The organism is Amycolatopsis sp. NBC_01307 (genome assembly GCF_035975215.1).
In the GTDB taxonomy this organism is placed as follows: Bacteria; Actinomycetota; Actinomycetes; order Mycobacteriales; family Pseudonocardiaceae; genus Amycolatopsis.
The window spans coordinates 5,982,262-6,006,292 of the sequence record NZ_CP108403.1; the positions used below are offsets into that span (position 1 = coordinate 5,982,262).

The window sequence follows — 24,031 nt, forward strand, 5'->3', positions numbered from 1 at the left end:
CCTTGCCAGGCGGGTCACGTCCGGGTGAAGCACAGCGTGAGATGGGAAATTTCTGGGTATTAGCTACCGTTGAAAGAGATGGCAGCCGTCGCCCGCCGAAGGGTCAGGGCCGGTCCATGGGCGCCGCCTTCACAAGCCGCGCAGGGTTCGACTCCCTCGGTTGCCGCCGAAGTCCGTGAATGCCACATCGAGGGACGCTAGGTCCCTCGATGTGGCATTCACGGCGTTCAGCCCACCGGCATGTCGCGGCGGCGCAGTGCGGCCAGGCCGGCGGTGCCCGCCGCGGCGGCGATCAGCACCAGCCAGAGCAGCGGGGTCACCGAGAAGGTGCCGCCGGGCAGCCGTGGCAGGTGCTGGAACGGTGAGATGCCGAGCACGACGTCGTTCCACCGCAACGCCGAGCCGACCAGCGACAGCAGCAGGAACGCGCCCAGCAGGCCCCACGCCGCCGCCGCGAAGCGCGGCAGGAAGCCGGTCAACGCCGCCGCGAGCCCGGCCAGGACCCACACCGCGGGCAGCTGCGCCAGGGCCGCGGGGATCAGCCGCGCGCCGTCGCCGGAGGCCAGCCCGGTCGCCAGCCCCGTCACCGCCAGCACGAACGCCGGCCCCAGCAGCGCGAACACCAGGTGCGCCGCCGCCCAGCCGAGCCGGCCGACGGCCGTGGCCAGCACCGGTTCCGCCCGGCCGGCCGCCTCCTCGGCGCGCAGCTTCAGCGTCGCCTGCACCGCGTAGCCCGCCGCCGCGAGGCCGAACAACGTCATCGTCCCGGCCAGGTAGGCGTCCATCACCGCGCCCCCGCCGCCGAGCCGCGCGAAGACGTCGGCGACGGCTTTGTTGTCCCGCACCATGTCCGAGACGTTCTGCGCGACCCCGCCCATCAGCAGCCCGACCAGCGCGAGGCACACCGTCCAGACCAGCAGCGTCCCGCGTTGCAGCCGCCAGGCCAGTGCCAGCGGCGAGCGCAGCGACGCCTTCGCCGCGGGACGCCCGAGCCGCGCGGGCAGCAGCGCCGCGCCGAGGTCCCGCCGGGCCGACAGCGCGGCCGCGGCGACCACCAGCAGGCCCGTGGACACCACGCCCAGCAGCAGCACCCACCACCGCTCCCCCGCGAACGGGCGCAGCCGGTGCGCCCAGCCGATCGGCGACAGCCAAGCGAGCCAGCCCGCCGACCCGCCGGTCGTCTCGCTGCTGTCCCCGGCGGCACGCAGCAGGAACGCCAGCACCAGCAGGCCGATCCCGATGCCCCGGGCGCCGCTCGCGCCCCAGGTGAGCTGCGCGGCGACCGCGCCGACGGCGGCGAACACCCAGCCCGTCATGGTGAAGCCGAGCCCCAGCGCCAATGCTCCGGCCACCGGGACACCTTGCGCGGACACGCCGAGCGCGACCAGCAGGCCGTAGACCAGGCACGCGCCGCAGGCGGCGAGCACGGCGGCGACGAGCCCCGCGTGCCGGCCGACGACGGTCGCGCCGGTCAGCTCCCGGCGTCCCGCTTCCTCCTCGGTCCGGGTGTGCCGGACGACGGTGAGCAGCGCGATCAGCCCGACGACGACCGGGATGAACCCGCACTGCCAGGCCAGCAACTCCCCGGCGGAAGGGCCGTACAACGGGCCGTTGCGGACGGCGAACGTCGCGCTGCCGACGTTCAGGTCGTAGAAGTGCTGCCGCGCCGCGGCGTCCGGGTACGCGGCCTCGATCGACGACAGGTAGCCCAGCGGCGCGACCGTCAGCACGACGATCCACAGCGGCATCAGGAACCGGTCGCGGCGCAGCACCAGCCGCAGCAGCGACCAGGTGCCGGTCATCGCGCCGCTCCGACCGGCTCGTCGTGCTGGTAGTGGCGCAGGAACAGCTCCTCGAGCGTCGGCGGCCGGCTCACCAGGTTGCGCAGCCCGGCGTCGGCCAGGTGCCGCATCACACCGTCCAAAGCGGACTGGTCGACCGACAGGTGGACGTGCGAGCCGTAGGTGCTCAGGTCGTGGATCCCGGGCAACGACGCCAGATCCGCCGGGACGCGCACGAGCGAGGCGTCGATGGTGATCCGCCCCAGGTGCCGCAGCTCGTCGAGCGTGCCGGACTCGACGGTCCGGCCGGCCCGGATGATCGTGACGCGGTCGCACAGCGCCTCGACCTCCGAGAGGATGTGCGAGGACAGCAGCACGGTCCGGTCGCCGCGGTCGCGCTCTTCCCCGATCACTTGGCGGAAGACCTCTTCCATGAGCGGGTCGAGCCCGGACGTCGGCTCGTCGAGCACCAGCAGCTCGACGTCGGACGCCAGCGCGGCGACCAGCGCGACCTTCTGCCGGTTGCCCTTGGAGTACGTCCGGCCCTTCTTGCGCGGGTCGAGGTCGAAGCGCTCGACGAGCGCGTCCCGGCGCCCGGCGTCGAGCCCGCCGCGCAGCCGGCCCAGCAGGTCGATGACCTCGCCGCCGGTGAGGTTGGGCCAGAGCGTGACGTCGCCCGGCACGTACGCGAGGCGCCGGTGCAGCTCGGTGGCGTCGCGCCAGGGGTCGCCGCCGAGCAGGGTGGCCCGGCCGCCGTCGGCCCGCATCAGCCCCAGCAGCACGCGGATCGTGGTGGTCTTGCCGGCGCCGTTGGGTCCGAGGAACCCGTGCACCTCGCCGGTGTGGACGGTCAGGTCGAGCCCGTCGAGGGCCTTCGCCGCGCCGAACGCCTTGGTGAGGCCGGCGGCGGTGATCGCTTCGGCCATGGTCATTCCTTCCGTGGTTGTTCGCCGGAGTTCTTGGCCAGCGCTTCGCGGGCCTTCTCGAGCAGTTCGGGGGTGGCAAGCGGATGGGTGAAGATGTGCCCGGCGGCGGCCATCATGCGGAGCATCGCCTCGGGGGTGCCGGGCTCCTCGCCGAGCGCCCGCGCGATGTGGTCCTGCAGGATCATCAGCCCGCCGGTCATGGCGGTGAGCGCGGCCGCGGCCGCCCGCGGGTCGGGCACGTCGAGCCCGGAGTCGACGAAGTACTGCTCGGTCCCGTCGACGATCTCGCGGAACTGCTCGGCGGCGGCGTCGGAGCCGTCGATCATGCCGCGGCCCACATAACGGCGGTAGAGCAGCTGACGGGCGTCGAACGTCGGGAGGAACCCCGGGTTCGCGTGCCCCTTCTTCAGCGCCTCCTCCTTGAACCGCATCAGCTCGGCGAAGACGTGGGTGTCACACGCCTTGCGCAGCCCGTCCTTCGAGCCGAAGTGGTGCCTGATCAGCCCGCCGGAAACGCCCGCGGCCTGGGCGATGTCGAGGATCGACGTCTTCTCGGCGCCTTGCTCGGTGAACAGCCTGATGGCGGCGTCGCGGATGCGGGCGCGCGCGGTGAGGTCCTCGAAGGCGGGACCACTCTCGGTCATGGAACGGCCTATCTCTCGACGCAGCTTGCTACACGTGAATGTAGCCCCCTATACGTACATATAGCAAGGTGGGCACATCACGCCGCGACGTCGCATCCGGTTGCCTCCTAACCGGTGATCCCGTTAGGCCATTCGGCCCGCAACCAATTGCGGGTAATGGGCTAAGTGTCTTATTGCTGCGGATCATCCCGCGATGTGTACTGCTCGCAAGCATCTCTTCACGAAGGGCTCACGCAGTGACACAGCTCAGATCCAGCTGGAGACGGCGGGCCGGGATCACCGTCCTCGCCACCGCTCTCGGCGCCTCCGTCCTCGGCATCGCCGTCCCGGTGGCGTCCGCCCAGCAGGCCCCGCTCACCGCCGGGGCCGCCGACGGCAGCAAGGCCCTCGACGAGCACGACCGCACGCTCGTCGCCGAAGCCGAGAAGGCCGGCAAGCCCGACGTGACCCTGCTGGTCGCGGCCGAGAAGGGCCAGACCGGCGCCGCCGTCAACGAGCTCAAGGCCCTCGGCGGGGTCGTCCAGTCCACCGACAGCAAGCTCGACTACGTCAAGGTGAGCATCCCGACCGGCAACGCCGGCAAGGCCGCGAAGCTGAAGTCGGTCAGCGCCGTCGACGTCGACGGGCTCATCGTGCGCGACGACCCGAAGCCCGACGGCACCGTGAACCCGCTGCCGCAGCCGGCGCCGGGGAAGAACACGCCGCGCGTGAACCCCTACCTCCCGACCGGTGACACCTACGCCGCGCAGTTCGGCCAGGTCCTGCCCAACTGGGACGGCAAGGACACCACGGTCGCGGTGCTGGACTCCGGCGTCGACCTCGACACCCCCGCGCTGGCGAAGACCAGCCACGGCGAGCGCAAGATCGTCGACTGGTACAACGCCAACGCCACCAACTCCGGTGACGGCACCTGGGTCGCGCAGTCGACCCAGACCTACACCGGCACGTTCACCGCGAACGGCAAGACCTGGACGGCCCCGGCCACCGGCGGCCCGTACACGTTCGGCTCGTTCAGCGAGACCGCGGGCGACCTCGGTGCCGCCGACAGCGAGACCGGCGGTGACATCAACCGCGACGGCGACCGCGCCGACTCCTGGGGCGTGCTGCTCGACCCGGCGACCAAGCAGGTCCGCGTCGACCTCAACGGCAACGGTGACTTCACCGACGAGAAGCCGATGACCGACTACAAGACCAACTACGACGTCGGCTTCTTCGGCACCGACAACCCGGCGACCGACATCGCCGAGCGGATGGCCTTCGTCGTCCAGACCGACAAGCCGGGCTTCGTCGGCATCGGCATCGCCGGCGCCGAGCACGGCTCGCACGTCGCGGGCATCGCCACCGGCAACGACCTGTTCGGCGGCAAGATGGACGGCGCGGCCCCGGGCGCGAAGGTCCTGGCCGTCAAGGTCTGCCTCACCGGCGCGGCCTGCACCTCGAGCGGCCTGATCGACGGCGTCGTCTACGCGGCCAGCCACGGCGCGGACGTCATCAACATCTCGATCGGCGGCCTGCCCTCGCTCAACGACGGCAACAACGCCCGCGCGGAGCTCTACAACCGCACCATCGCCGAGTACAACGTCCAGATCTTCATTTCGGCCGGCAACAGCGGCGCCGGGGCGAACACCGTCGGCGACCCGTCGGTGGCCACGGACGCGATCTCGGTCGGCTCGTACATCACCAAGGAGACCTGGCTCGCGGACTACGGCTCGAAGACCCAGGCGCCCGAGTCGATGCACCCGTTCTCCTCGCGCGGCCCGCGTGAAGACGGCGGCTTCAAGCCGGACATCGTCGCGCCCGGCGCGGCGATCTCGACCACCCCGCGCTGGGAGGCGCCAGGCCCGGTGGCCGGCACCTACAGCCTGCCCGCCGGTTACGCGATGCTGCAGGGCACGTCGATGGCGTCGCCGCAGGCGACCGGCGCGGCCGCACTGCTGGTGAGCGCGTACAAGGCCACGCACAACGGCCAGCGGCCGCCGGTCGCGCAGCTGCGCTCGGCGATCAAGTCGACCGCCCGGTTCGTGCCGGGCATCGACGCCTACGCCCAGGGCGCGGGCCTGTTCAACGTCCCGGCCGCGTTCGTCGCGCTGTCGCTGAACCCGAAGCCGGACGCCGTCGCGACGTCGGTCGAGGTCCACACGGTGCAGTCGAACCTGCTGGCGACGCCGAACACCGGCGTCGGCATCCACGACCGCGAGGGCGTGACCACCGGCAAGGCCTACACCCGCACGTACACGCTCACGCGGACGTCTGGCTCGGCCAACCCGGCGCTCTACTTCGCGCGGTGGGTCGGCAACGACGGCACGTTCTCCTCGGCGGGCACCGTCGCGGTGCCGCTGAACAAGCCGGTGACCTTCCAGGTCAAGGTGAACCCGAAGAACGCCGGGGCGCACTCGGCGCTGCTCTACCTGGACAACCCGCTGACCATCGGCGTCGACGTGCAGACCCTCAACACGGTCTTCGCGCCGCAGGAGTTCACCGCCGCCAAGGGTTACCAGGTCGACGTCGCCGGCAAGATCGCCCGCAACCAGGCGACCAGCTACTTCGTGAAGGTGCCCCAGGGCGCCAGCGCGCTGAAGGTGGACCTGGACGCCGGTGCCGGCGCCCCGGGCAAGGGCCAGGTGCGGTTCCTGCGCTACGACCCGACCGGCGTGCCGGCCGAGGCGAGCACGTCCACGACGTACTGCTACCTGCCCGACGCGGGTGCGGGCTGCCCCGGCGGCACGCCGACCAGCCGGACGTTCGCCAACCCGCAGCCGGGGGTCTGGGAGATCGTCGTCGAGGCGCGCCGGACGTCCGATGTGGACAACGCGGCGTTCAAGCTGAGCGCGTCGGTGCTCGGCACGACGATCACGCCGAACCCGGACACGATCGCGGCCGCCACGCTGAACACGCCGATCGCGCGGTCCTACACCGTGACGAACACCCTCGGCGCGTTCACCGGGCACCTGCTCGGCGCCACGCTGGGCAGCGCGAAGGTGGCGCGGCCGACGATCGCCGAAGGCGCGCAGGCGCAGTACCAGATCGCGGTGACGCCGGGCTCGACGTCGCTGACGGCCACGATCGGGAAGACGTCCGACGTGGGCGCCGACCTGGATCTGGTGCTGTACAACTGCACCACCGGCACCTGCGTGGTGGCGGGCCAGAGCGCCGACGGTGACTCCGAGGAGTCGGTGACCATCGCCAACCCGGCGGCGGGCACCTGGGTCGCGCTGGTCGACGGTTACGCGGTGCCGGCCGGCACCACCGAGTACGACTACGTCGACGTGTTCACCAACCCGGCGTTCGGTTCGGTCGCCCTGACCGACCCGGTCGCGGCGCACGCCTCGGGCAGCACGTGGACGGTGCCGGCGACGGTCACCGCCACCGCCGCCCCGGCGCCCGGGCGCGTCCTGCGCGGTCAGCTGACCGTGCAGACCGACACCGGTGTCACGGTCGGCAGCTCGCTGGTGCAGATCAACGCCGTGAGCTAGTTCCGTCCCGCTGAACGGAAACCGCCCCGGGTTCGCCCGGGGCGGTTTTCGCTTTCCGAGCAGCGTTCCGGGTGGTTCCGGGTGGGTTTCCGACGCAAGTTTGCGTATGTCGGTGGAAGTGTTGCGGGATTTCGCGTGGCGTCCGTATGGTCTGGAACACCCCGAATCCCCCGAGAGGGTCCCCATGCGACGGATTTCGACGCTGTTCGCCGCACTTCTCCTGCTGGCGGCCACTTTGCCGGGAGCCGCGCACGCCGCGGCGCTCTCCACCCGGACCCACTTGTTCTACTACCCCTGGTACGGCAACAGCGGCGGCGCCTACCGCCACTGGGACCAGGGCGGGCACACACCGCCGGCCGACATCGGCGCGAACTTCTACCCGTCGCTCGGCCCGTACGACTCCGGTGACTTCACCGGCGCGGTCGAGCAGCACATGCGGTGGATCGAGCAGTCCGGCGCCGGGGTGATCGTCTACAGCTGGTGGGGCCAAGGGTCCTATGAGGACGGTCTGGCCGCCGGCGTGCTGGCCGCCGCGGCACGGCACGGGATCAAGGTCGCCTGGCACCTCGAGCCCTACAGCGGGCGGACGGCTTCGTCGACTGTCGCCGACATCGGGTACCTGACCAGCCGCTACGGCTCGAGCCCGGCGTTCTACCGCGACGCCGAGCACGGCAACCGGCCGGCGTTCTACGTCTTCGAGAGCCTGCGGATCACCGACTGGACGGCGCTGGACCAGGTGCGCTCGTCGGCGATCGTGCTGGCGCAGACGACGGACACGAGCAAGGTCGCGCACTTCGGCGGGATGTACACCTACGACGCCATCGCCGGCGCGACCGCGCCGGGCTGGCGCGACGCCGGCGCGTTCTGCGCGGCGAACGGCCTGGTCTGGGCGCCGTCGGTGGGGCCGGGGTACAACGACGACCGCGCGGTGCCGGGCAACACGACCCCGACGCTGGCGCGGGACAACGGCGCCACGTACGACCGCGAGTGGCAGAACGCGCTTTCCCCGGCGGTGGGCGGGAATCCGGACTGGGTGTCGGTGACGTCGTTCAACGAATGGCACGAGGGCTCGATCATCGAACCGGCGCGGTCCTCGCCGCCGTCGTCGGCGTACGAGACGTTCGCGGGCGCTTACGGGACGTCGGGAGCGGCGTCGGAAACCGCTTACCTGGACCGGACGCGCTACTGGGCGTCGCAGCTCGGCGGTCCCCCACCGGCTTCGCCGAACCTCGCGTTCGGCAAGGCCGTCTCGGCGACTGGTTCGCAGGGCGGGTTCCCGCCGGGCAACGCGGTGGACGGAAACGCGTCGAGCTACTGGGAAAGCACGAACAACGCGTTCCCGCAGACGGTGACCGTGGACCTGGGCTCGGCCGTCACCGTGGGGCGGGTGGTGCTGAAACTGCCGCCGTCGTGGGGTTCCCGGACCCAGACGATCGCGGTGAACGGCGGCGCCCCGGCCGGGTACGTCTTCGATCCGGCTCAGGCCAACTCCGTGACGATCACCGTCCCGCCGACGTCGCAGCGGTATTTGAAGCTCACCTTCACCGGCAACACCGGCTGGCCCGCGGGCCAAGCGTCCGAAGTGGAGGCTTACGCCTCCTGAACCCGCACCAGGAACGGCGCCGGATCGGCCAGCACGCGGTGCACGACCCGGCCCGCCGCGCCTCCGCGCGACGATGACCGTCACCGAACCCGGCGACAGCTCCGATCTGCAGGCTCTGCGCGCCACCGCGACGGCGACGACCTCCAACAGATGTCGGCGAACAGACTGGCCCGCAGGCCAACCGGCCGAAGTGGAGGCCTACGCCCCCTGAGCCTGCACCAAGAAAGGCGCCAGGTCGGCCAGCACGCGGTGCACGACCCGGGCCGCCCTGAGCGGCCGAAGAGGGCGACCGACGAGATTCGCACGACGATGGCCCTCACCAAACCCGGCGGCAGCTCCGACCCGGAAGCGCCGCACGCGACGGCGACGGCCTCCAACGGATGTCGGCAACACCGGCTGGCCCGCGGGCCAAGCGTCCGAAGTGGAGGCTTACGCTTCTTGAGCCCGCACCAGGAACGGCGCCGGGTCGGCCAGCACGCGGTGCACGACCCGGCCCGCCGCGCCGAGTGTTGCGGCGTCGCCGCCCAAGCGTGATGCCGTGAGCACCGGTGGTGCGCCGCGGAGGCCGCCCAGCCGGGTGGCCAGAACCTCGGCCACCGGCTCGGCCAGCCACGGGTACAGCTGCGTGAAGACGCCGCCCAGCACGATGCGGTCCAGGTCGAGCAGGTTCACCGCCGACGTCAGTGCGACGCCGAGGGCGCGGCCGGCCGCGGCGCACGCGTTCAAGGCGACCTGGTCGCCGCGGTCGAGAGCGGCCAGGAGTGCGGCCACCGTCGGAGTGTTTCCGGCCGTCAGCAACGCTTCCTGGCCGGCGTAGGTCTCCAGGCAGCCGTTGCCGCCGCAGCGGCAAGCCGGGCCGCCCGGCGTCACGACGACGTGGCCCAGCTCGCCGGCCAGCCCCCGGGAGCCGGCGAACAGCTCGCCGTTGACGACCAGGCCCGCGCCGATGCCGACCTCGCCGGAGACGTAGAGGAAGTCGCGCTCGCCGTCGCCGTACCAGAGCTCGCCGAGCGCGGCGAGGTTCGCCTCGTTGTCCAGCTCGACCGGGACGGGCAGGCGCAGCAGGTCGGCCGCGCGGACGTCCTGCCAGCCGAGGTTGGGGGCGCTGAACAGCACGCCGGCGCCGACCGGGCCGGACACCGCGAGCACCGCGCCCGCGAGGTCGAGCCCGAGGCGGCGCGCTTCGGTGATCGCCTCCCCGGCGAGCGCCTGCAGCTCGGCCAGCACCTTCTTGGGCCGGGAGCCGCGGTTGTCGCGGTCGCGGCGGGCGGCGAACCGGACGGCGCCGGTGAGATCGAGCACACGCACGGCGAGGTAGTCGACGTTGATCTCCAGGCCGAGGGAGGCGATCCGGGCGCCGCTGAGCACGACGTCCACGCCCGGCCGGCCCCGCTCACCCGCGCGGGCGGGCCCGGTCTCGGCCAGCAAACCGGCGTCCACCAGGTCGCCGACGAGCTTCGAGACCGTGGACTTCGTCAGCCCGGTCAGCTCGGCGAGGGCGGCCCTGGTCAGCGGGCCGCCGCGGCTGACCGCGCCCAGCACGACCTCGAGGTTGCGGGCGCGCATCGAGTCGTGCCGCACGGCCTGGGTCATCGTGTCCCTCCTGCCGAGCACTCTATCCGGGCTCTTGACGCCCGGGACCGCCGCGGCGCATATTTAGTCTACAACGTGAACTAAATGAAGGGACAGTCATGGACGACTACGCCCCCCAGGCGGCCGACAAGTTCACCTTCGGCCTCTGGACCGTGGGCTGGCCGGCGAACGACCCGTTCGGGGTCGCCACGCGGCCGGCGCTGGACCCGGTGGAGAGCGTGCACCGGCTGGCGGAGCTGGGTGCCTACGGGGTGACGTTCCACGACGACGACCTGCTGGCCACCGAACCCGACCGCGACAAGGCGATCGAGCGGTTCCGCAAGGCGCTCGCCGAGACCGGGCTCAAGGTGCCGATGGCCACGACGAACCTGTTCACCCACCCGGTGTTCAAGGACGGCGGCCTGACCAGCAACGACCGCGACGTCCGCCGCTACGCGCTGCGCAAGGTGCGGCGCAACATCGACCTGGCGGCCGAGCTGGGCGCGCAGACCTACGTCGTCTGGGGTGGCCGCGAGGGCGCCGAGTCCGACGGCGCGAAGGACGTCCGCGCGGCGCTGGACCGCTACAAGGAGGGCCTCGACGCGCTCGCGGAGTACGTCGTCGAGAAGGGCTATTCGCTGCGGTTCGCGCTGGAGCCCAAGCCCAACGAGCCGCGCGGCGACATCCTGCTGCCGACGATCGGACACGCGCTCGGCTTCATCTCGCAGCTGGAGCGCTCGGAGATGTTCGGGCTCAACCCGGAGGTCGGGCACGAGCAGATGGCCGGGCTCAACTTCGTGCACGGCATCTCGCAGGCGCTGTGGCAGGGCAAGCTGTTCCACATCGACCTCAACGGCCAGCACGGCCCGAAGTTCGACCAGGACCTGATCTTCGGCCACGGCGACGTGAAGAGCGCGTTCTTCCTCGTCGACCTGCTGGAGAACGGCGGCTACGACGGCCCCCGCCACTTCGACTACAAGCCGCTGCGCACCGAGGACACCGAGGACGTCTGGGTCTCGGCGGCCGCGAACATGCGGACGTACCTGATCCTTCGCGAGAAGTCCCGCAAGTTCCGCGCCGACCCGGAGGTCGTGGAGGCGCTGGCGGCGTCCCGCGTCCCGGAGCTGTCGACCCCGACGCTGGCCCCGGGCGAGTCCCTGGACGACCTGCAGAAGGACGACTTCGACGTCGAGGCGGCCGCGGCCCGCGGCTACCACTTCACGCACCTGAACCAGCTGGCGCTGGAGCACCTGCTCGGCGTGCGCTGACGTGCCATGAGGGGCACCCTCAGGGACCTGGAGTCCCTGAGGGTGCCCCTCACGCGCGTCCGTTCGGCGGACCCGCGGGGCCGGGCGGCTGCTTACGATCACCGCATGACAGTTGCCTTGGTCACCAACGTGACGCAGTACGCGGGCCCCGCCGGTGCGACGGCGCTCGCCGCCGACGGGTTCACCGTGGTCTGCCACGACGAGACGTTCTCCGATTCCGAAGTACGCGGCAAGTTCGTTGCCGAGAACCCGGAGCTGACGCCGATCGCCGAGCAGGAACCCGAGGCGATCCTCGCCGCCGCACGGGAGCACGGCCGCGTCGACGTCGTGCTGAGCAACGACTACGTGCCACCCTCCGCCGTCCAGAAGCCGTTCGACGGCGCGCCGCTCGACGACCTCGAGTTCCTGATGCGGGAGCTGGTGTACCGGCCGTTCGAGCTGATCCAGGCCGCCACCCCGGCGATGAAGGAAGCGCGGACCGGCCGGATCATCCTGGTGACGTCGGCGGCCGCCGTCCGGCCGCTCGCCACCGCGGTCCTCTACAGCGCGGCGCGCGCCGCGGCCACCACGCTGGTGACCGGGGCCGCCAAGGCGCTGGGCGAGTACAACATCCAGTTCAACGCCATCGGCCCGAACTGGTTCGAGAACCCGACCTACTTCCCGCCCGGGCTCTGGGAGTCCGACGCCGAGCTGCGCGCGACCGTCGCCAAGGAGGTCCCGCTCCAGCGCCTCGGCCAGCAAGAGGAGATGGGCGCGCTGATCGCGTTCCTCGCCTCAGGCAAAGCCACCCCGGTGACAGGCCAGTTCTTCGGCTTCACCGGCGGCTGGCTCCCGTGACCCCAAGTCCGTGAATGCCACATTGAGAGACATAGTGTCCCTCAATGTGGCATTCACGGACTTTCCTAGGACACCGTCAGGGTGTCGATGTCGAACAGGGAACCCGCGCCGCCCCGGAAGACCAGGTGGAGCGGACCCGAACCGGACGACACCGTGGTGGTGACCGTCCGGAATGTCTCCCAGCTGCCCGTGTTCGGCACCGCGACCGTGCCCAGCAGGGCGCCGGTCGCCGAACCCGAGCGGATCTCGATCGTGCCGCCGGCGCCCGCCGACGAGACGACCGCGCTGAACCGCGTGATCCCGGCCGTGCTCACCGAAGCGAACCCGGCCCAGTCACCGTTCTCGATGTAGCCCAGCGTCTGGCCGCCGCTGGCCGGCGCGTGCGACGCGATCTGCACACCCGAACCCGACGTGAACGACTCACCCTCCACTGTGGACCCGGCGCGGACACCGCAGTCCGCCGAGACGACGCCGGCGGCGTAGCGGATCCCGCCGACCAGCTCGGTCCGGAACGCACTGTCCGAATAGGACTCGATCGTGTGGCCCAGGCCGGTGTAGAACGCCCGGCCGCTCCCCTGCGGGTGGCACCACGTGATCGGGTGGTCGGCGCCCATCTCGCCGCCCGTGTAGCTCGACTCGTCCAGCGTCTGCAGGACGTGCACCTGACCGCGCGGGTTCGTGCGGTAGTTGTACAGCTCGTCCGTGCGGTTCCAGACGGCCGGCAGGTGCGCGGTCGCCGGGTTCGTACGGTCCTCGGTGACGAAGTTCGCCGCCTGGATCGCCGGGTGGCTCTTGAACCACGCGCCGACGAGCTGCCCGTACCACGGCCAGTCGTACTCGGTGTCGGCCGCGGCGTGGATGCCGAGGTAGCCGCCGCCACCGTTCACATAGGACTCGAACGCCGCCTGCTGCGTCGCGTCCAGGACGTCACCGGTGGTCGAGAGGAACACGACCGCCTTGTACGCGGCCAGCGAAGACGCCGTGAACACGGACGCGTCCTCGGTCGCCGTGACGCCGAAGCCGTTGGCCGTGCCCAGTTCGCGGATCGCCTGGATCCCCGCGGGGATCGAGTCGTGCCGGAACCCGGCGGTCTTCGAGAACACCAGCACGTTGTACGCGGGATCCACCTGGGTCGGCATACTGTTCAGGCTAAACGAATCCACGTCGAACAGGGAACCGGAACCGCCGTGGAACACCAGGAACAACGGCCCGGAGCCGCTGGTCACCGACGTCGTGACGTTCTGGAAGACCTCCCAGTCCCCCGTCGAAGGCACCGAAACCGTGCCCAGCAGTGTCCCCGTCGCCGAACCCGAGCGGATCTCGATCGTGCCGCCCGGGCCGGCCGACGACACCCGCGCGGTGAACGTCCGCGCGCCCGACGTGCTCACCGACGCGTACCCGGCCCAGTCGCCGTTGTCGATGTAGCCCAGGGTGTTCCCGCCGCTCGCCGCGGCGTGCGCCGCGGCCTGGACGCCGGACCCGGACGTGAACGACTCGCCCTCGATCGACCCCGCCTGCGTGCCGGTGGCGAAGGTGAACGAGTCCAGGTCGAACAGGTTGCCCTGCCCGGTGACGCCCTTGAACACGAGGTACAGCGACGTCGACCCGGACGGCCGGTTGGCCAGGGCCGTCGTCACGTCCTGGAACGTCTCCCAGCCACCGGTGTTCGCCACGGTCATCGTGCCGAGCAGGGTGCCGGTCGGCGAACCCGCGCGGACCTCCAGCGTGCCGCCGGGGCCGCCCGAGGAAACATGCGCGCTGATGGACGTCGCGTTGCCCAGCGCGTACGGCGCGAAGGAGATCCAGTCGCCGTTGTCGGTGTAACCGACCGTGCGACCGCCCTCCGCCGAACCGTGGTCGGCGAGCTGGATCCCGGACTGCGCCGAGAAGTGCTCGCCCTGGCGGTGCCGCGGTTGCAGCTTGTGGACGCTGTGCGAGACGAGGCCGCCGTTGTCGGTGTACTGCGCGTCGAAGACGCCGAAGATGTTCGCCGCGGCGTCGTGCTCACCGTCGACCGGGACGGCGATCGAGCCGCTGCACCCGGTCGCCTGGGTGATCTGGTGCTGGTGGCTGTCGTGGCCCAGGAGGTAGGTCACCTTGACCTTCGAGCAGTCCAGCGCCCCGTCCTCCGGGTCGCTGCCGGTCACCTGGAACGGCACGGTGTCGCCGAAGGAGAACAGCTGCCCGTCGGCCGGCGTGGTCAGGTTCACCGTCGGCGCGGTGTTCCCGACCGTGACGACCAGGCTCGCGGTGCCGGTGAGGCCGGCCGGGTCGGTCACCGTGAGGCTCGGTGAGTACGTCCCGTTGGTGGTGTAGGTGTGCGCCGGGTTCGCGGCGGTCGACGTCTGGCCGTCGCCGAAGTTCCAGCGGTAGGTCAGGGCGCCGCCTTCAGGATCGCTGCTGCCCGCGGACGAGAAGTTCACGGTCAGCGGGTTCGGCCCCGACGTCTTGTCGGCCGCGGCTTTCGCGACCGGGTTGCGGTTGGTGCCCGCGAGGTACTCGACCCGGTACAGCGCCTGGTTGTCGCTGCCGGTGCCGTAGTCGAGGACGTACAGCGCGCCGTCCGGGCCGAAGGCCATGTCCATGACCTGCGTGCCGGTCCACGGGAAGTTGTCGATCGTGCCGCGGCTGCCGTCGGCGTTGACGGTCACCGCCTTGATCCACTTGCGCCCGTACTCCCCGGCGAAGAACTTGCCGTCGAGGGACTGCGGGAACTTCACCGTGGACGTCGAAGCGGCGTCGTACCGGTAGACCGGCCCGCCCATCGGCGACTCCGACCCGCTGCCGAACTCCGGCGGCGACCCTTCGTCACCCGCGTACTTGATCCACGCGGCCTTCGGCACCGGCAGCTTGGCGACGCCGGTGTTGCGCGGCGAGGAGTTCGTCGGCCCGCCGGCGCAGTCGTACTTCGCCCCGGACGGCCCGCTCGGGAAGGTGTAGTGGTTGTACGACTCGGTCGTCGTGTTCGAGCCGGTGCAGTACGGCCAGCCGAAGTTGCCCGCGCTGGTGATCCGGTCGAACTCGACCTGGCCCTGCGGCCCACGGTTGGCGTCGGTGACACCGGCGTCCGGGCCGTAGTCGCCCAGGTAGACGACGCCGGTCGCCTTGTCGACACTCATCCGGAACGGGTTGCGGAAGCCCATGCCGTAGATCTCGGGCCGGGTGTTCGCGGTGCCCGGCGCGAACAGGTTGCCCGACGGGATCGTGTACGTCCCGTCGGCCTGCGGGTGGATCCGCAGGAGCTTGCCGCGCAGGTCGTTCGTGTTGCCGGCCGAGCGCTGCGCGTCGAACTGCGGGTTGCGCGTGGTGCGTTCGTCGATCGGCGAGTAGCTGTCGGAGGAGAACGGGTTCGTGTCGTCGCCGGTGGTCAGGTAGAGGTTGCCGGCGGCGTCGAAGTCGATGTCACCCCCGACGTGACAGCACTGGCCGCGGTCGTTCTGCACGGCCATGACGACCTTTTCGCTGGCCAGGTCGAGGGTGTTGTCCGTCTTGAGGACGAACCTCGACAGGTGCAGCTCGCCCTTGAACGGCGCGAAGTCGGCGGCGGTGCCGTCGGTCGGCGCGTCACCGTCCGGTGTGGACAGTCGAGGCGAGAAGTAGAGCCAGACGTAGCGGTTGGTGGCGAAGCCGGGATCGGCGGCGACGCCCTGGAGGCCTTCCTCGTCGTGAGTGTAGACGTTCAGCTTGGCCGCGACGGACGTCGCGCCGGCCGCGGTGGTGACGCGGACGGTGCCGTCGCGGGAGGTGTGCACGACCGAGCGGTCGGGCAGCACGGCGAGCGACATCGCCTCGCCGAGCTCGGCCGCGCCGGTGGCGAGAGCGACCTGCTGGTAGTCCGCGGCGGGGATGTCCGCGCGGGCCGGGGTGTCGAGGGTGAGCAGGAGGCCGGCGCTCAGTGTCGCGGCGCCGAACAGCCTCGCCCACTTCGGTGGGGACGGAGACATGCTGGTTCCTTCCTGGATTTGAGCGTGCTTCGCCCCGGATTGGCGCGAAGCCGGTTTCGATCACCTTCCGACGGGGCTGGCGGCCACCCGTGCACAGAAGTCTCGGGCGCGTGCCGGTCCTCCCGGCGCGCGTGCTCGGCGGGTCGGCCGGCGTACCTGGACGGTCGGCCGGCGTACCCGGAGGGTCGGTTCGCGTGCCGGAACGGCCGGCACGCGTACTCCGATGGACGACACGCGTGCCTGGAGGGACGACACGCGTGATCAGGGGGTCGACACGCGTGATTCGCGCGCCGACACGGCTACTTCGAGGAGAACGCGGCGTCGAACGCCGCGGTGGGTGGGGTGAAGTTGAGCTTGCGGACGAACTCCAGGGCCTCGGGCGCGCCGGTCAGGCGGTCCATGCCGGCGTCCTCCCACTCGATCGAGATGGGGCCGGCGTAGCCGATCGCGTTGAGCATGCGAAAGACGTCCTCCCACGGGACGTCGCCGTGGCCGGTGGAGACGAAGTCCCAGCCGCGGCGGGGGTCGGCCCACGGGAGGTGGGAGCCGAGCCGGCCGTTGCGGCCGTTGAGCTGCTTGCGCGCCTCCTTGCAGTCGACGTGGTAGATGCGGTCCTTGAAGTCCCACAGGAACCCGACCGGGTCGAGGTCCTGCCAGACGAAGTGCGACGGGTCGAAGTTCAGCCCGAACGCCGCCCGGTGCCCGATCGCCTCCAGCGTCCGGACCGTGCTCCAGTAGTCGTAGGCGATCTCGCTCGGGTGCACCTCGTGGGCGAAGCGGACGCCGACCTCGTCGAAGACGTCGAGGATCGGGTTCCACCGCGTGGCGAAGTCCGCGTACCCGCGTTCGATCATCGACGGCGGCACCGGCGGGAACATCGCCACCGTGTGCCAGATCGACGAGCCGGTGAAACCGACCACTGTGGACACTCCGAGCTTCGCCGCGGCGCGGGCGGTGGCCTTCATCTCCTCCGCCGCCCGCTGCCGGACGCCCTCGGCCTCGCCGTCGCCCCAGATCCGCGCCGGCAGGATGGCTTCGTGCCGTTCGTCGATCGGGTGGTCGCAGACGGCCTGGCCCACCAGGTGGTTCGAGATGGTCCACACCTTGAGGTCGTACTTGGCCAGCGTGTCCAGCTTCGCCTGGACGTAGCCGTCTTCGGCGAGCGCCCGGTCCACCTCGAAGTGGTCGCCCCAGCAGGCGATCTCGAGGCCTTCGTAGCCCCAGCCGCTCGCCAGCTCGCACACCTCCTCGAACGGAAGATCGGCCCACTGTCCGGTGAACAGCGTCAACGGTCGTGCCATGTCTGACCTCCTGGTGAGTCCTATTCGGTACGGATAGCCGCGAGCAGCAGATCCTTGACTTCGGTGGCGTGGACCTTGTCGCGCGCGAGCACGGGGTCCGAGCACAGCAGCACCGGCCCGTCCTCGGCCGAGTCGGGCAGCCGGCCGTGGCTGCCGCGCACCGGCGCGGGGTCGAGCGGGACGACCTGCATCGAGTACCGCAGGCCGAGCTTCTTGCGGGCCAGCGCGGACGCGGCCTTGAGCTTGACCATCGGGTCGGCCGGGTCGAAGAACAGCTCGGCCGGGTCGTAACCGGGCTTGCGGTGGATCTCGACGGTCTTCGCGAAGTCCGGCGCGCGGTCGTCGCTGAGCCAGTAGTAGTACGTGAACCAGGCGTCCGGCTCGGCGATCGCGACCAGCTCGCCGGCGCGTTCGTGGTTGATCCCGATGCCCGCCTGCGCCGCGCGATCCAGCACGACGTCCACTCCGGACAGTCCGGCGACGAGGTCCCGCACCCGCGGGATGTCCGCCGGGTCGGCGACGTAGACGTGCGCGACCTGGTGGTCGGCCACCGCGAACGCCCGCGACGTCCACGGGTCGAGGTACTCCATGCCCGCCTGGACGTACACGTTGAGCAGGCCCTCACGGCGCAGCGCGCGGTTGATGTCCACCGGCCGGCTCGCGTTCGTGATGCCGTACTCCGACAGCGCGACGACGGTGTGCCCGCCCGCGGCCGCGAAGTCCAGCAACGGCTTCAGCGCGGTGTCGATCTCCCGCGCGGCCGCCGCGGCCTGGGGCGCGTCCGGGCCGAAGCGCTGCAGGTCGTAGTCGAGGTGCGGGAGGTAGACCAGCGTGGTGTCCGGCTGGTCCTCGGTCATGATCTTCTGCGCGGCGGCGATGATCCATTTCGACGACGTGATCGCGGCCGTCGGGCCCCAGTAGGTGAACAGCGGGAACTCGCCGAGCGCGCCGACCAGGCGGTCGTGCAGCTGCGGCGGGTGGGTGTAGGCGTCCGGGGACTTCTTGCCGTCGGCGTGGTAGATCGGCCGCGGGGTCACGGTCAGGTCGACGTCCATGCCCATCGCGTACCACCAGCACACGTTGGCGACCTGGTGCCCGGCCTGGGCGCGCCGCGCCGCGGCCCAGAACTTGTCCCCCTGGACCAGGTTGTTGTGCTGGCGCCAGAAGAACACCTCGCCGAGGTCGCGGAAGTACCAGCCGTTGCCGACGATGCCGTGCTCGGCCGGCTGCAGGCCGGTGAGGAACGTGGACTGCACCGAGCACGTCACGGCGGGGAACACGGTGTCGAGCTGCGCGGTGAAGCCGGGTTCGGCCATCTTGCGCAGGTTCGGCATGTGCGGGAGCAGCCGGGGCGTCAGGCCCACGACGTCGAGAACCAGCAAACTCATCAGTGAACCTCTTCCAAGCCCAGTTCGATCAGGGAACGCCGGGTCCAGTCCAGCTCGGCGGTGATGCCCGCGACGAGCCCGGCGTCGTCGGCGGGTGCGTCCGGGAGCACCTGCCAGGTGTAGGTCTCGACCTCGATGTGGTCGGTGCGCGCGGTGGCGCCGCCGAACAGCTCGGCCAGCGTCCCGGCCAGCACGGGCCGGGTGGACGTCAGCGGTGGCGCCGGGTCGGCGTGCAGCGGCACGTGGAAGTGCACCCGCCACGGCGCCTCCCCCGGCAGGCCACCGGCCAGGGCCGCGTCGAGGTCGTCGGCGCCCGGTGGGCCACCTTCGTTGCTCTGGTGCAGGAACCGGGGCTCCACAAAGGACTCCAGCGCCTTCCGCGTCGCCGGATCCGCCGGGTTCGCAGCTTCGAGGGCAGCGGACGCCTGGAGCTTGACGACGTCCAGCCCGGCCGCCTCCAGCCGGTCCAGCGCGGCCGCCGGGTCCTCGAAGCCGACCGCGAGGTGGCACGTGTCGAGGCAGACGCCCAGCCACTCCTTGTCCACTTCGGACAGCAGGGCCGCCGCCTGCGCCGTCGTCTCGATGACGCAGCCGGGCTCCGGCTCGAACCCCACCCGCACCGGGCGGTCCTGCTTCGCCAGGCCCTCGGCCAGCAGTTCGAGCTGACCGGCGTCGTCCCGCCATTCGGTGCGCCAGCCCAGCGGCAGCGTCGAGACGCTGCCGCGGACGGCGTCCTCGGGCAGCAGCTCGCCCAGCAGCCGCGCGAGGTCGAGGGTGTACCGCGTCCGCTCGGGCGTCGACCAGTCCGGCCGGTACACCTTGTGCTTGACGACCGGGTCGTGGAAGCCCTGGTACGGGAACCCGTTGAGCGTGACGACCTCGAGGCCGCGCGTGGCCAGCTCACTGCGCAGCCGCGCCACCGCGGCCGGGTTGCCGGCCAGTTCGGTCGCCACCGGGCGGGCCAGCCACAGGCCGAGGCCGAGCCGGTCCACGCCCAGGCGTTCCCGCACCGGCTCGCCGAAGCGCGCCAGCTGGGTGAGCACGCCGTCGAGGTCCTCGGCCTGGTGCACGTTGGTGCAGTAGGCGAGGTGGACGAGCGTGCCGTCGGGATGCCGGAACCTCACTTGCGCGCACCTCGCAGGATCGAGTTGCCCGCGAACTCGGCGTCCGGCGCCTCGCCCTCCAGCGAAAGCCGCCCGCTCTGCCCGTAGAACTCGACCGGGTTGCGCCACAGCACGAGGTCGACGTCGTCCTCGCTGAACCCGGCGGCCAGCATCGCGTCGCCGGTGCGCCGGGTCTTGAGCGGGTCGCTCTTGCCCCAGTCGGCCGCGGAGTTCACCAGCACGCGCTCGGTCCCGTAGTCCCGGAGGATCGCGACCATCCGCTCTTCGTCCATCTTCGTGTCCGGGTAGATCGAGAACCCCATCCAGGAGCCGGAGTCCTTGACCATCGCGACGGTCACCTCGTTGAGGTGGTCGAGCACCACGCGCTCGGGCGCGATGCCGGACTCGCGGACGACGGCGATGCTGCGCTCGGTGCCGGCCGCCTTGTCGCGGTGCGGGGTGTGCACCATCGCGGGCAGCTCGTGGTCGATCGCCAGGGCCAGCTGCGCGGCGAACGCCTTGTCCTCCTCGGCGGTCATCGAGTCGTAGCCGATCTCGCCGACCGCGACCACGCCGTCCTTCTCCAGGTACCGCGGCAGCAGGTCGAGCACGGGCGCGCAGCGGGGGTCGTTGGCCTCCTTGGGGTTCAGCGCGATCGTGCAGTGGTGGGCGATGCCGAACTGGCTCGCGCGGAACGGTTCCCAGCCGACCAGCGCGTCGAAGTAGTCGGTGAAGCTGCCGACGCTCGTGCGCGGCTGGCCCAGCCAGAACGCCGGCTCGACGAGCGCCCGGACGCCGGCGGCGTGCATCGCCGCGTAGTCGTCGGTGGTCCGGGAGCTCATGTGGATGTGCGGGTCGAAGATGCGCATCAGACGTCCTGTTCGGTCAGCAGGGGGAGGAGGTCGGCGGGCACGTCGCGGCCCGCCGCGGTGCGCTCGGCGGCGAACGACCGCATCATCCGCAGCAGCTCCTCGTCGGTCCGGCGGTCCAGCCCGGCGACGTCCGCCAGGGGGATGCCCATGAAGACGCACTTGAGCACGCCGTGGCGGTAGGCGGAGTCGTCCAGGCGCGCGGCGCCGTACTCCCCCATCGCGGCGGTGACGAGCCGGGTGTCGTTGGTGCGCAACGCGTCCGCGACCAGCTCCAGCCCGGCGTCGCCGATGTCCACAACAGACAGTCCACGCAGGACGGCCCGTTTCTCGGCGGCGTCGCCGTAGCGGTAGAGATCGGGCATCTCGGCGGCGGCCCCGGGAGCCGCTTTGAGCAGCTCCACCCGGGCGACGTCGTCGACCGTCCACCCCGGGACGTCCGACGGTCCCCGGCCCACCCGGCGGCCGACGCCGGGGAACAGCGTGCGCAACGCCGTCGCGTCGGACGCGACCTTCGTCAAGGCTTCGTCGAGCCACGCGGTCACGCGGTCACCGCCTGGCGCAGGAACTCCAGGGACTCACGGGCGATCCGCGGGGCCGCGTGGCTGTCGCGCGGCAGTTCGACGGCGACGAGCCCGGGGTACGGCGACAGCGCTTCGAGCACGGGCGGGAAGTCGATCTCCCCCCGGCCGAACTCGAGGTGCTCGTGGGTGCCCCGGCGCATGTCGTCGATCTGGACGTTCACCAGCCGCGGGAGGGCGCGGCGAACGCAGTCGGGCACGGACGCCGTCTCGTTGCACCGGCAGTGCCCGATGTCCAGCGTCAGCCCGAACCGCGCCGGATCACCGAGCCTGCTCGCGAGGTCGAAGTAGCCGTCGAGGTCTTCGACGAGCATCCCCGGCTCCGGCTCGAACCCGAGCTTGACGTCGTGCTCGTCGGCGGCCTTGAGGACGTCCGAGCAGCCCGCGACCAGGTGATCCCAGCCGTCCTCAGTGGACAGATCGGCGGGCTTGTTGCCGCTCCAGAACGAGACGGCCTCGGCCCCGAGGTCCGCGGCGATCTCGACGGCGCGGGTCAGGAAGTCGATCCGCCCGGCCCGGTCCGGGTCGAGGAACGTCGGCGCGTGCTTGCGCCACGGGTCCAGCAGGAACCGCGCGCCCGTCTCGATCACGACGGCCAGCCCGAGCCGGTCCAGGTCGTCGGCCAGCGAAGCGACGCGCCGCGCGAGGTCCGGGCCGAACGGGTCGAGGTGCTGGTGGTCGAGCGTCAGCGCGACGCCGTCGTAGCCGAGGTCGGCCAGGACGCGCAGCGCGTCGCCGAGGCGGTGGTTGGCGAAACCGTTGGTGCCGTACCCGAACCTCATGTCGGCGACACCTTCCGGCTCAGCGCCCGCGCGAGCGGGAACGCGGCGGCCACGGCCAGCGCCGAGCGCCACGCGCCGGTGCGCGCGATCAGCCCGGCCTGCAGCGGGATCATCCCGTGGATCCCGGCGCCGACCGCGCGCCGGATCACCGGTGCCTTCGGGTCGCGGACGGCGTCGTACTGCGCTCGCCCGGTCGTCACCGCGTACGTCCCGAGCAGCGCCGAGGCCAGCGGCCCGACGCGGCCGGCGGCGACGCGCACCCCGGCCGTCGCGACCAGCGTGGCGGCCGGAAGGGCGGGGGTGGCACCATCCACTTCGGACCGGGACAGCGTCGTCACGGCCATGGTGTGCGCGCCGACCGTCAGCGCGGCGGGCAGCGCCGCCCGGGTGCCACCCGCCCCGAGCAGGACGTCCAGGGTCCGGGCCGCGGCCATCGCGACCGGCCCGAACGGCGTCGACTTGAGCACGAAGTCGTACGCCCACACGGTCACGGCCAGCGGCACGGCGACGCGCAGCGCGCGCTTGCCGCCGGCGACCGCCGCGATGCCGAGACCACCCGCGGTCAGCCCGGTCGCGACCCCCAGGGCCGTGCCCGGCGTGATGCGGCCCGACGGGATCGGCCGCTCGGGCCGTTCCACCGCGTCGAGGTCGCGGTCGGCGTAGTCGTTGAGCGCCATGCCCGCCCAGTAGATGCAGACGGACGCGCCGGTCAGCGCCAGCGTCCGGCGGCCGAAGGGCCAGCCCGACGCGGCCGCGCCGGCGACGGCGTCCCCGGGCACGGTCAGCGCGGCGGGCGCGCGGACGAGCTCGATCAGCGCCTTCACCGGTTCGCCCACTCACGCAGGGCCGCGTACTGCGACGCGAGGTCGTGCGGGCCGTCGCCGGCGGGATCCTTGAAGAAGAACCCGAACTCGGCCACCGGCCCGGCGACGCCGTCGCGGCACGCCTTGGCGGTGAGCCGGGCGAGGTCGAGCACCAGCGGCGCGGCGAGTGCGGAGTCGCAGCCCTGCCAGGTGAGCTGCAGCGTCATGCGGGCGCCGAGGAAACCCTCGAACAGCACGTGGTCCCACGCGGTTTTCCAGTCGCCGAGCGCGGGGACGTAGTCGATGTGCACCTCGCCGTCGACGTCGCGGCCGAGGTTCTGCGAGAGCACCTGCTGCTTGGACGCGTTCTTGCTCGACGCCGCCCCGGGGTCGGCGAGGGTCGCGCCGTCGCCGCCGCCGAGCAGGTTGGTGCCCGACCACGACAGCACGTTCAGCGCGCGCTGGGCGAACATCGGCGCGAGCACCGACCGCAGCAGCGTCTCGCCGGTCTTGCCGTCGCGGCCCGCGTACGGCAGGCCGGCGGTGCGGGCGAGTTCGTCCAGCGCGGGCAGCCGGGCGCCGGTGGACGGCGTGAAGTCGACAAAGCCACACCCCGCGCGGAACGCGGCGTAGGCGTACAACGCGCTGGGCGGCACCACGTCCAGGCCCGCGTCCAGCGCGTCTTCCAACGCGGCCAGGGAGGCGTGCGCCGGGTGCGGCGCACAGGGCGGTTCGGTGGAGGAGACGTTGAGCACGACGACGTGGTCCAGACCCGCACCGAACGCCGTCAGGTCCGCGACGATCCGGTCGGCAGCCTCACGTCCGTGGCCGGACGGCGCCGGGCGCAGCCGCGCCTCGGCCGCCTCCAGGTCGGCCGTGACCGGCCCCGGCAGCGTCGCGGGCAGCACGCCCGCCGCCACCAGGTGCTCGGCCCGCTTGACCAGCGGTGTGTCGACGACGTCGTGGCCCCCGAAGACCAGGTCCCCCAAGCCGGGCAGGTCCGCCCCGGCGAAGTCCGGCAGCTCGGTCACGCACCCCGTGCGCGCGGTCAGCCCCGCGCGCATCGCGGCGGCCCCGGCGATGGCCGTGGTGGCCACCGATCCCCGGGCCCCGATCAGCCAGACACCGATCTTCCCCATGATTCCCTCCCTGTTGT

17 protein-coding genes are annotated in these 24,031 nt (G+C 71.6%); 4 read left to right on the forward strand and 13 right to left on the reverse strand.

Features of this window, described 5'->3' with window-relative positions; genetic code table 11:
- Positions 1-227: 227 nt before the first annotated feature.
- The 3 genes from OG439_RS25665 to OG439_RS25675 are packed head-to-tail and all read right to left on the reverse strand — an operon-like array spanning position 228 to position 3,351.
- Positions 228-1,802, reverse strand: coding sequence for an ABC transporter permease (locus tag OG439_RS25665; protein ID WP_326943401.1), 1,575 nt, complete (start codon positions 1,800-1,802; stop codon positions 228-230).
- Positions 1,799-2,707, reverse strand: a complete 909-nt coding sequence (locus OG439_RS25670; protein ID WP_326943402.1) for an ABC transporter ATP-binding protein — start codon at positions 2,705-2,707, stop codon at positions 1,799-1,801. The genes OG439_RS25665 and OG439_RS25670 overlap by 4 nt, the downstream gene beginning before the upstream one ends.
- Positions 2,708-2,709: 2 nt before the next feature.
- Positions 2,710-3,351, reverse strand: coding sequence for a TetR/AcrR family transcriptional regulator (locus tag OG439_RS25675; RefSeq protein ID WP_326943403.1), 642 nt, complete (start codon positions 3,349-3,351; stop codon positions 2,710-2,712).
- A 236-nt stretch (positions 3,352-3,587) separates the two neighbouring features.
- Here OG439_RS25675 and OG439_RS25680 point away from each other — a divergent pair, with 236 nt between their 5' ends.
- The gene (locus OG439_RS25680) at positions 3,588-6,824 is read left to right on the forward strand and encodes a S8 family serine peptidase (protein WP_326943404.1); all 3,237 of its coding nucleotides are present in this window, start codon (positions 3,588-3,590) and stop codon (positions 6,822-6,824) included.
- A gap of 184 nt (positions 6,825-7,008) precedes the next feature.
- Positions 7,009-8,427 (forward strand): discoidin domain-containing protein, encoded by a 1,419-nt coding sequence (locus OG439_RS25685; protein ID WP_326943405.1) that lies wholly within the window; start codon positions 7,009-7,011, stop codon positions 8,425-8,427.
- Between the two features lie 429 nt (positions 8,428-8,856).
- On the opposite strand, the gene OG439_RS25690 is transcribed toward OG439_RS25685, so the two are convergent.
- Complete coding sequence (locus OG439_RS25690) at positions 8,857-10,020, reverse strand: ROK family transcriptional regulator (RefSeq protein ID WP_326943406.1); 1,164 nt, start codon at positions 10,018-10,020, stop codon at positions 8,857-8,859.
- Between the two features lie 98 nt (positions 10,021-10,118).
- Here OG439_RS25690 and xylA point away from each other — a divergent pair, with 98 nt between their 5' ends.
- Positions 10,119-11,267 (forward strand): xylose isomerase, encoded by a 1,149-nt coding sequence (xylA, locus tag OG439_RS25695; protein WP_326943407.1) that lies wholly within the window; start codon positions 10,119-10,121, stop codon positions 11,265-11,267.
- A 105-nt stretch (positions 11,268-11,372) separates the two neighbouring features.
- Positions 11,373-12,104 (forward strand): SDR family oxidoreductase, encoded by a 732-nt coding sequence (locus OG439_RS25700; RefSeq protein WP_326943408.1) that lies wholly within the window; start codon positions 11,373-11,375, stop codon positions 12,102-12,104.
- A gap of 65 nt (positions 12,105-12,169) precedes the next feature.
- Here the strand turns inward: OG439_RS25700 and OG439_RS25705 are convergent, their stop codons facing one another.
- The 9 genes from OG439_RS25705 to OG439_RS25745 all read right to left on the reverse strand — a co-directional run bounded on the left by OG439_RS25705 (position 12,170) and on the right by OG439_RS25745 (position 24,014).
- Positions 12,170-16,048: a carbohydrate-binding protein gene (locus tag OG439_RS25705; protein WP_326943410.1), complete on the reverse strand. Its 3,879-nt coding sequence runs from the start codon at positions 16,046-16,048 to the stop codon at positions 12,170-12,172.
- A gap of 299 nt (positions 16,049-16,347) precedes the next feature.
- Positions 16,348-17,349 carry a sugar phosphate isomerase/epimerase family protein gene (locus OG439_RS25710; RefSeq protein WP_247055364.1) on the reverse strand — a complete coding sequence of 334 codons (1,002 nt, stop codon included), beginning with the start codon at positions 17,347-17,349 and terminating at the stop codon, positions 16,348-16,350.
- A 20-nt stretch (positions 17,350-17,369) separates the two neighbouring features.
- Positions 17,370-18,737, reverse strand: coding sequence for a nucleotide pyrophosphatase/phosphodiesterase family protein (locus OG439_RS25715; RefSeq protein ID WP_442792219.1), 1,368 nt, complete (start codon positions 18,735-18,737; stop codon positions 17,370-17,372).
- On the reverse strand, positions 18,737-19,861 hold the full coding sequence (eboE, locus tag OG439_RS25720; RefSeq protein ID WP_326943411.1) for a metabolite traffic protein EboE: 1,125 nt from the start codon (positions 19,859-19,861) through the stop codon (positions 18,737-18,739). Before eboE ends, OG439_RS25715 begins: the two co-directional genes overlap by 1 nt.
- Positions 19,858-20,709, reverse strand: coding sequence for a TatD family hydrolase (locus tag OG439_RS25725; RefSeq protein WP_326943412.1), 852 nt, complete (start codon positions 20,707-20,709; stop codon positions 19,858-19,860). Before OG439_RS25725 ends, eboE begins: the two co-directional genes overlap by 4 nt.
- The gene (locus tag OG439_RS25730) at positions 20,709-21,254 is read right to left on the reverse strand and encodes an EboA domain-containing protein (RefSeq protein WP_326943413.1); all 546 of its coding nucleotides are present in this window, start codon (positions 21,252-21,254) and stop codon (positions 20,709-20,711) included. Before OG439_RS25730 ends, OG439_RS25725 begins: the two co-directional genes overlap by 1 nt.
- A complete protein-coding gene (locus tag OG439_RS25735; protein WP_326943414.1) occupies positions 21,251-22,072 on the reverse strand; it encodes a sugar phosphate isomerase/epimerase family protein in 822 nt (273 codons plus the stop codon). Before OG439_RS25735 ends, OG439_RS25730 begins: the two co-directional genes overlap by 4 nt.
- Complete coding sequence (locus OG439_RS25740) at positions 22,069-22,896, reverse strand: SCO3242 family prenyltransferase (protein WP_326951616.1); 828 nt, start codon at positions 22,894-22,896, stop codon at positions 22,069-22,071. The genes OG439_RS25735 and OG439_RS25740 overlap by 4 nt, the downstream gene beginning before the upstream one ends.
- Positions 22,893-24,014: an inositol-3-phosphate synthase gene (locus tag OG439_RS25745; RefSeq protein WP_326943415.1), complete on the reverse strand. Its 1,122-nt coding sequence runs from the start codon at positions 24,012-24,014 to the stop codon at positions 22,893-22,895. Before OG439_RS25745 ends, OG439_RS25740 begins: the two co-directional genes overlap by 4 nt.
- Positions 24,015-24,031 lie beyond the last annotated feature (17 nt).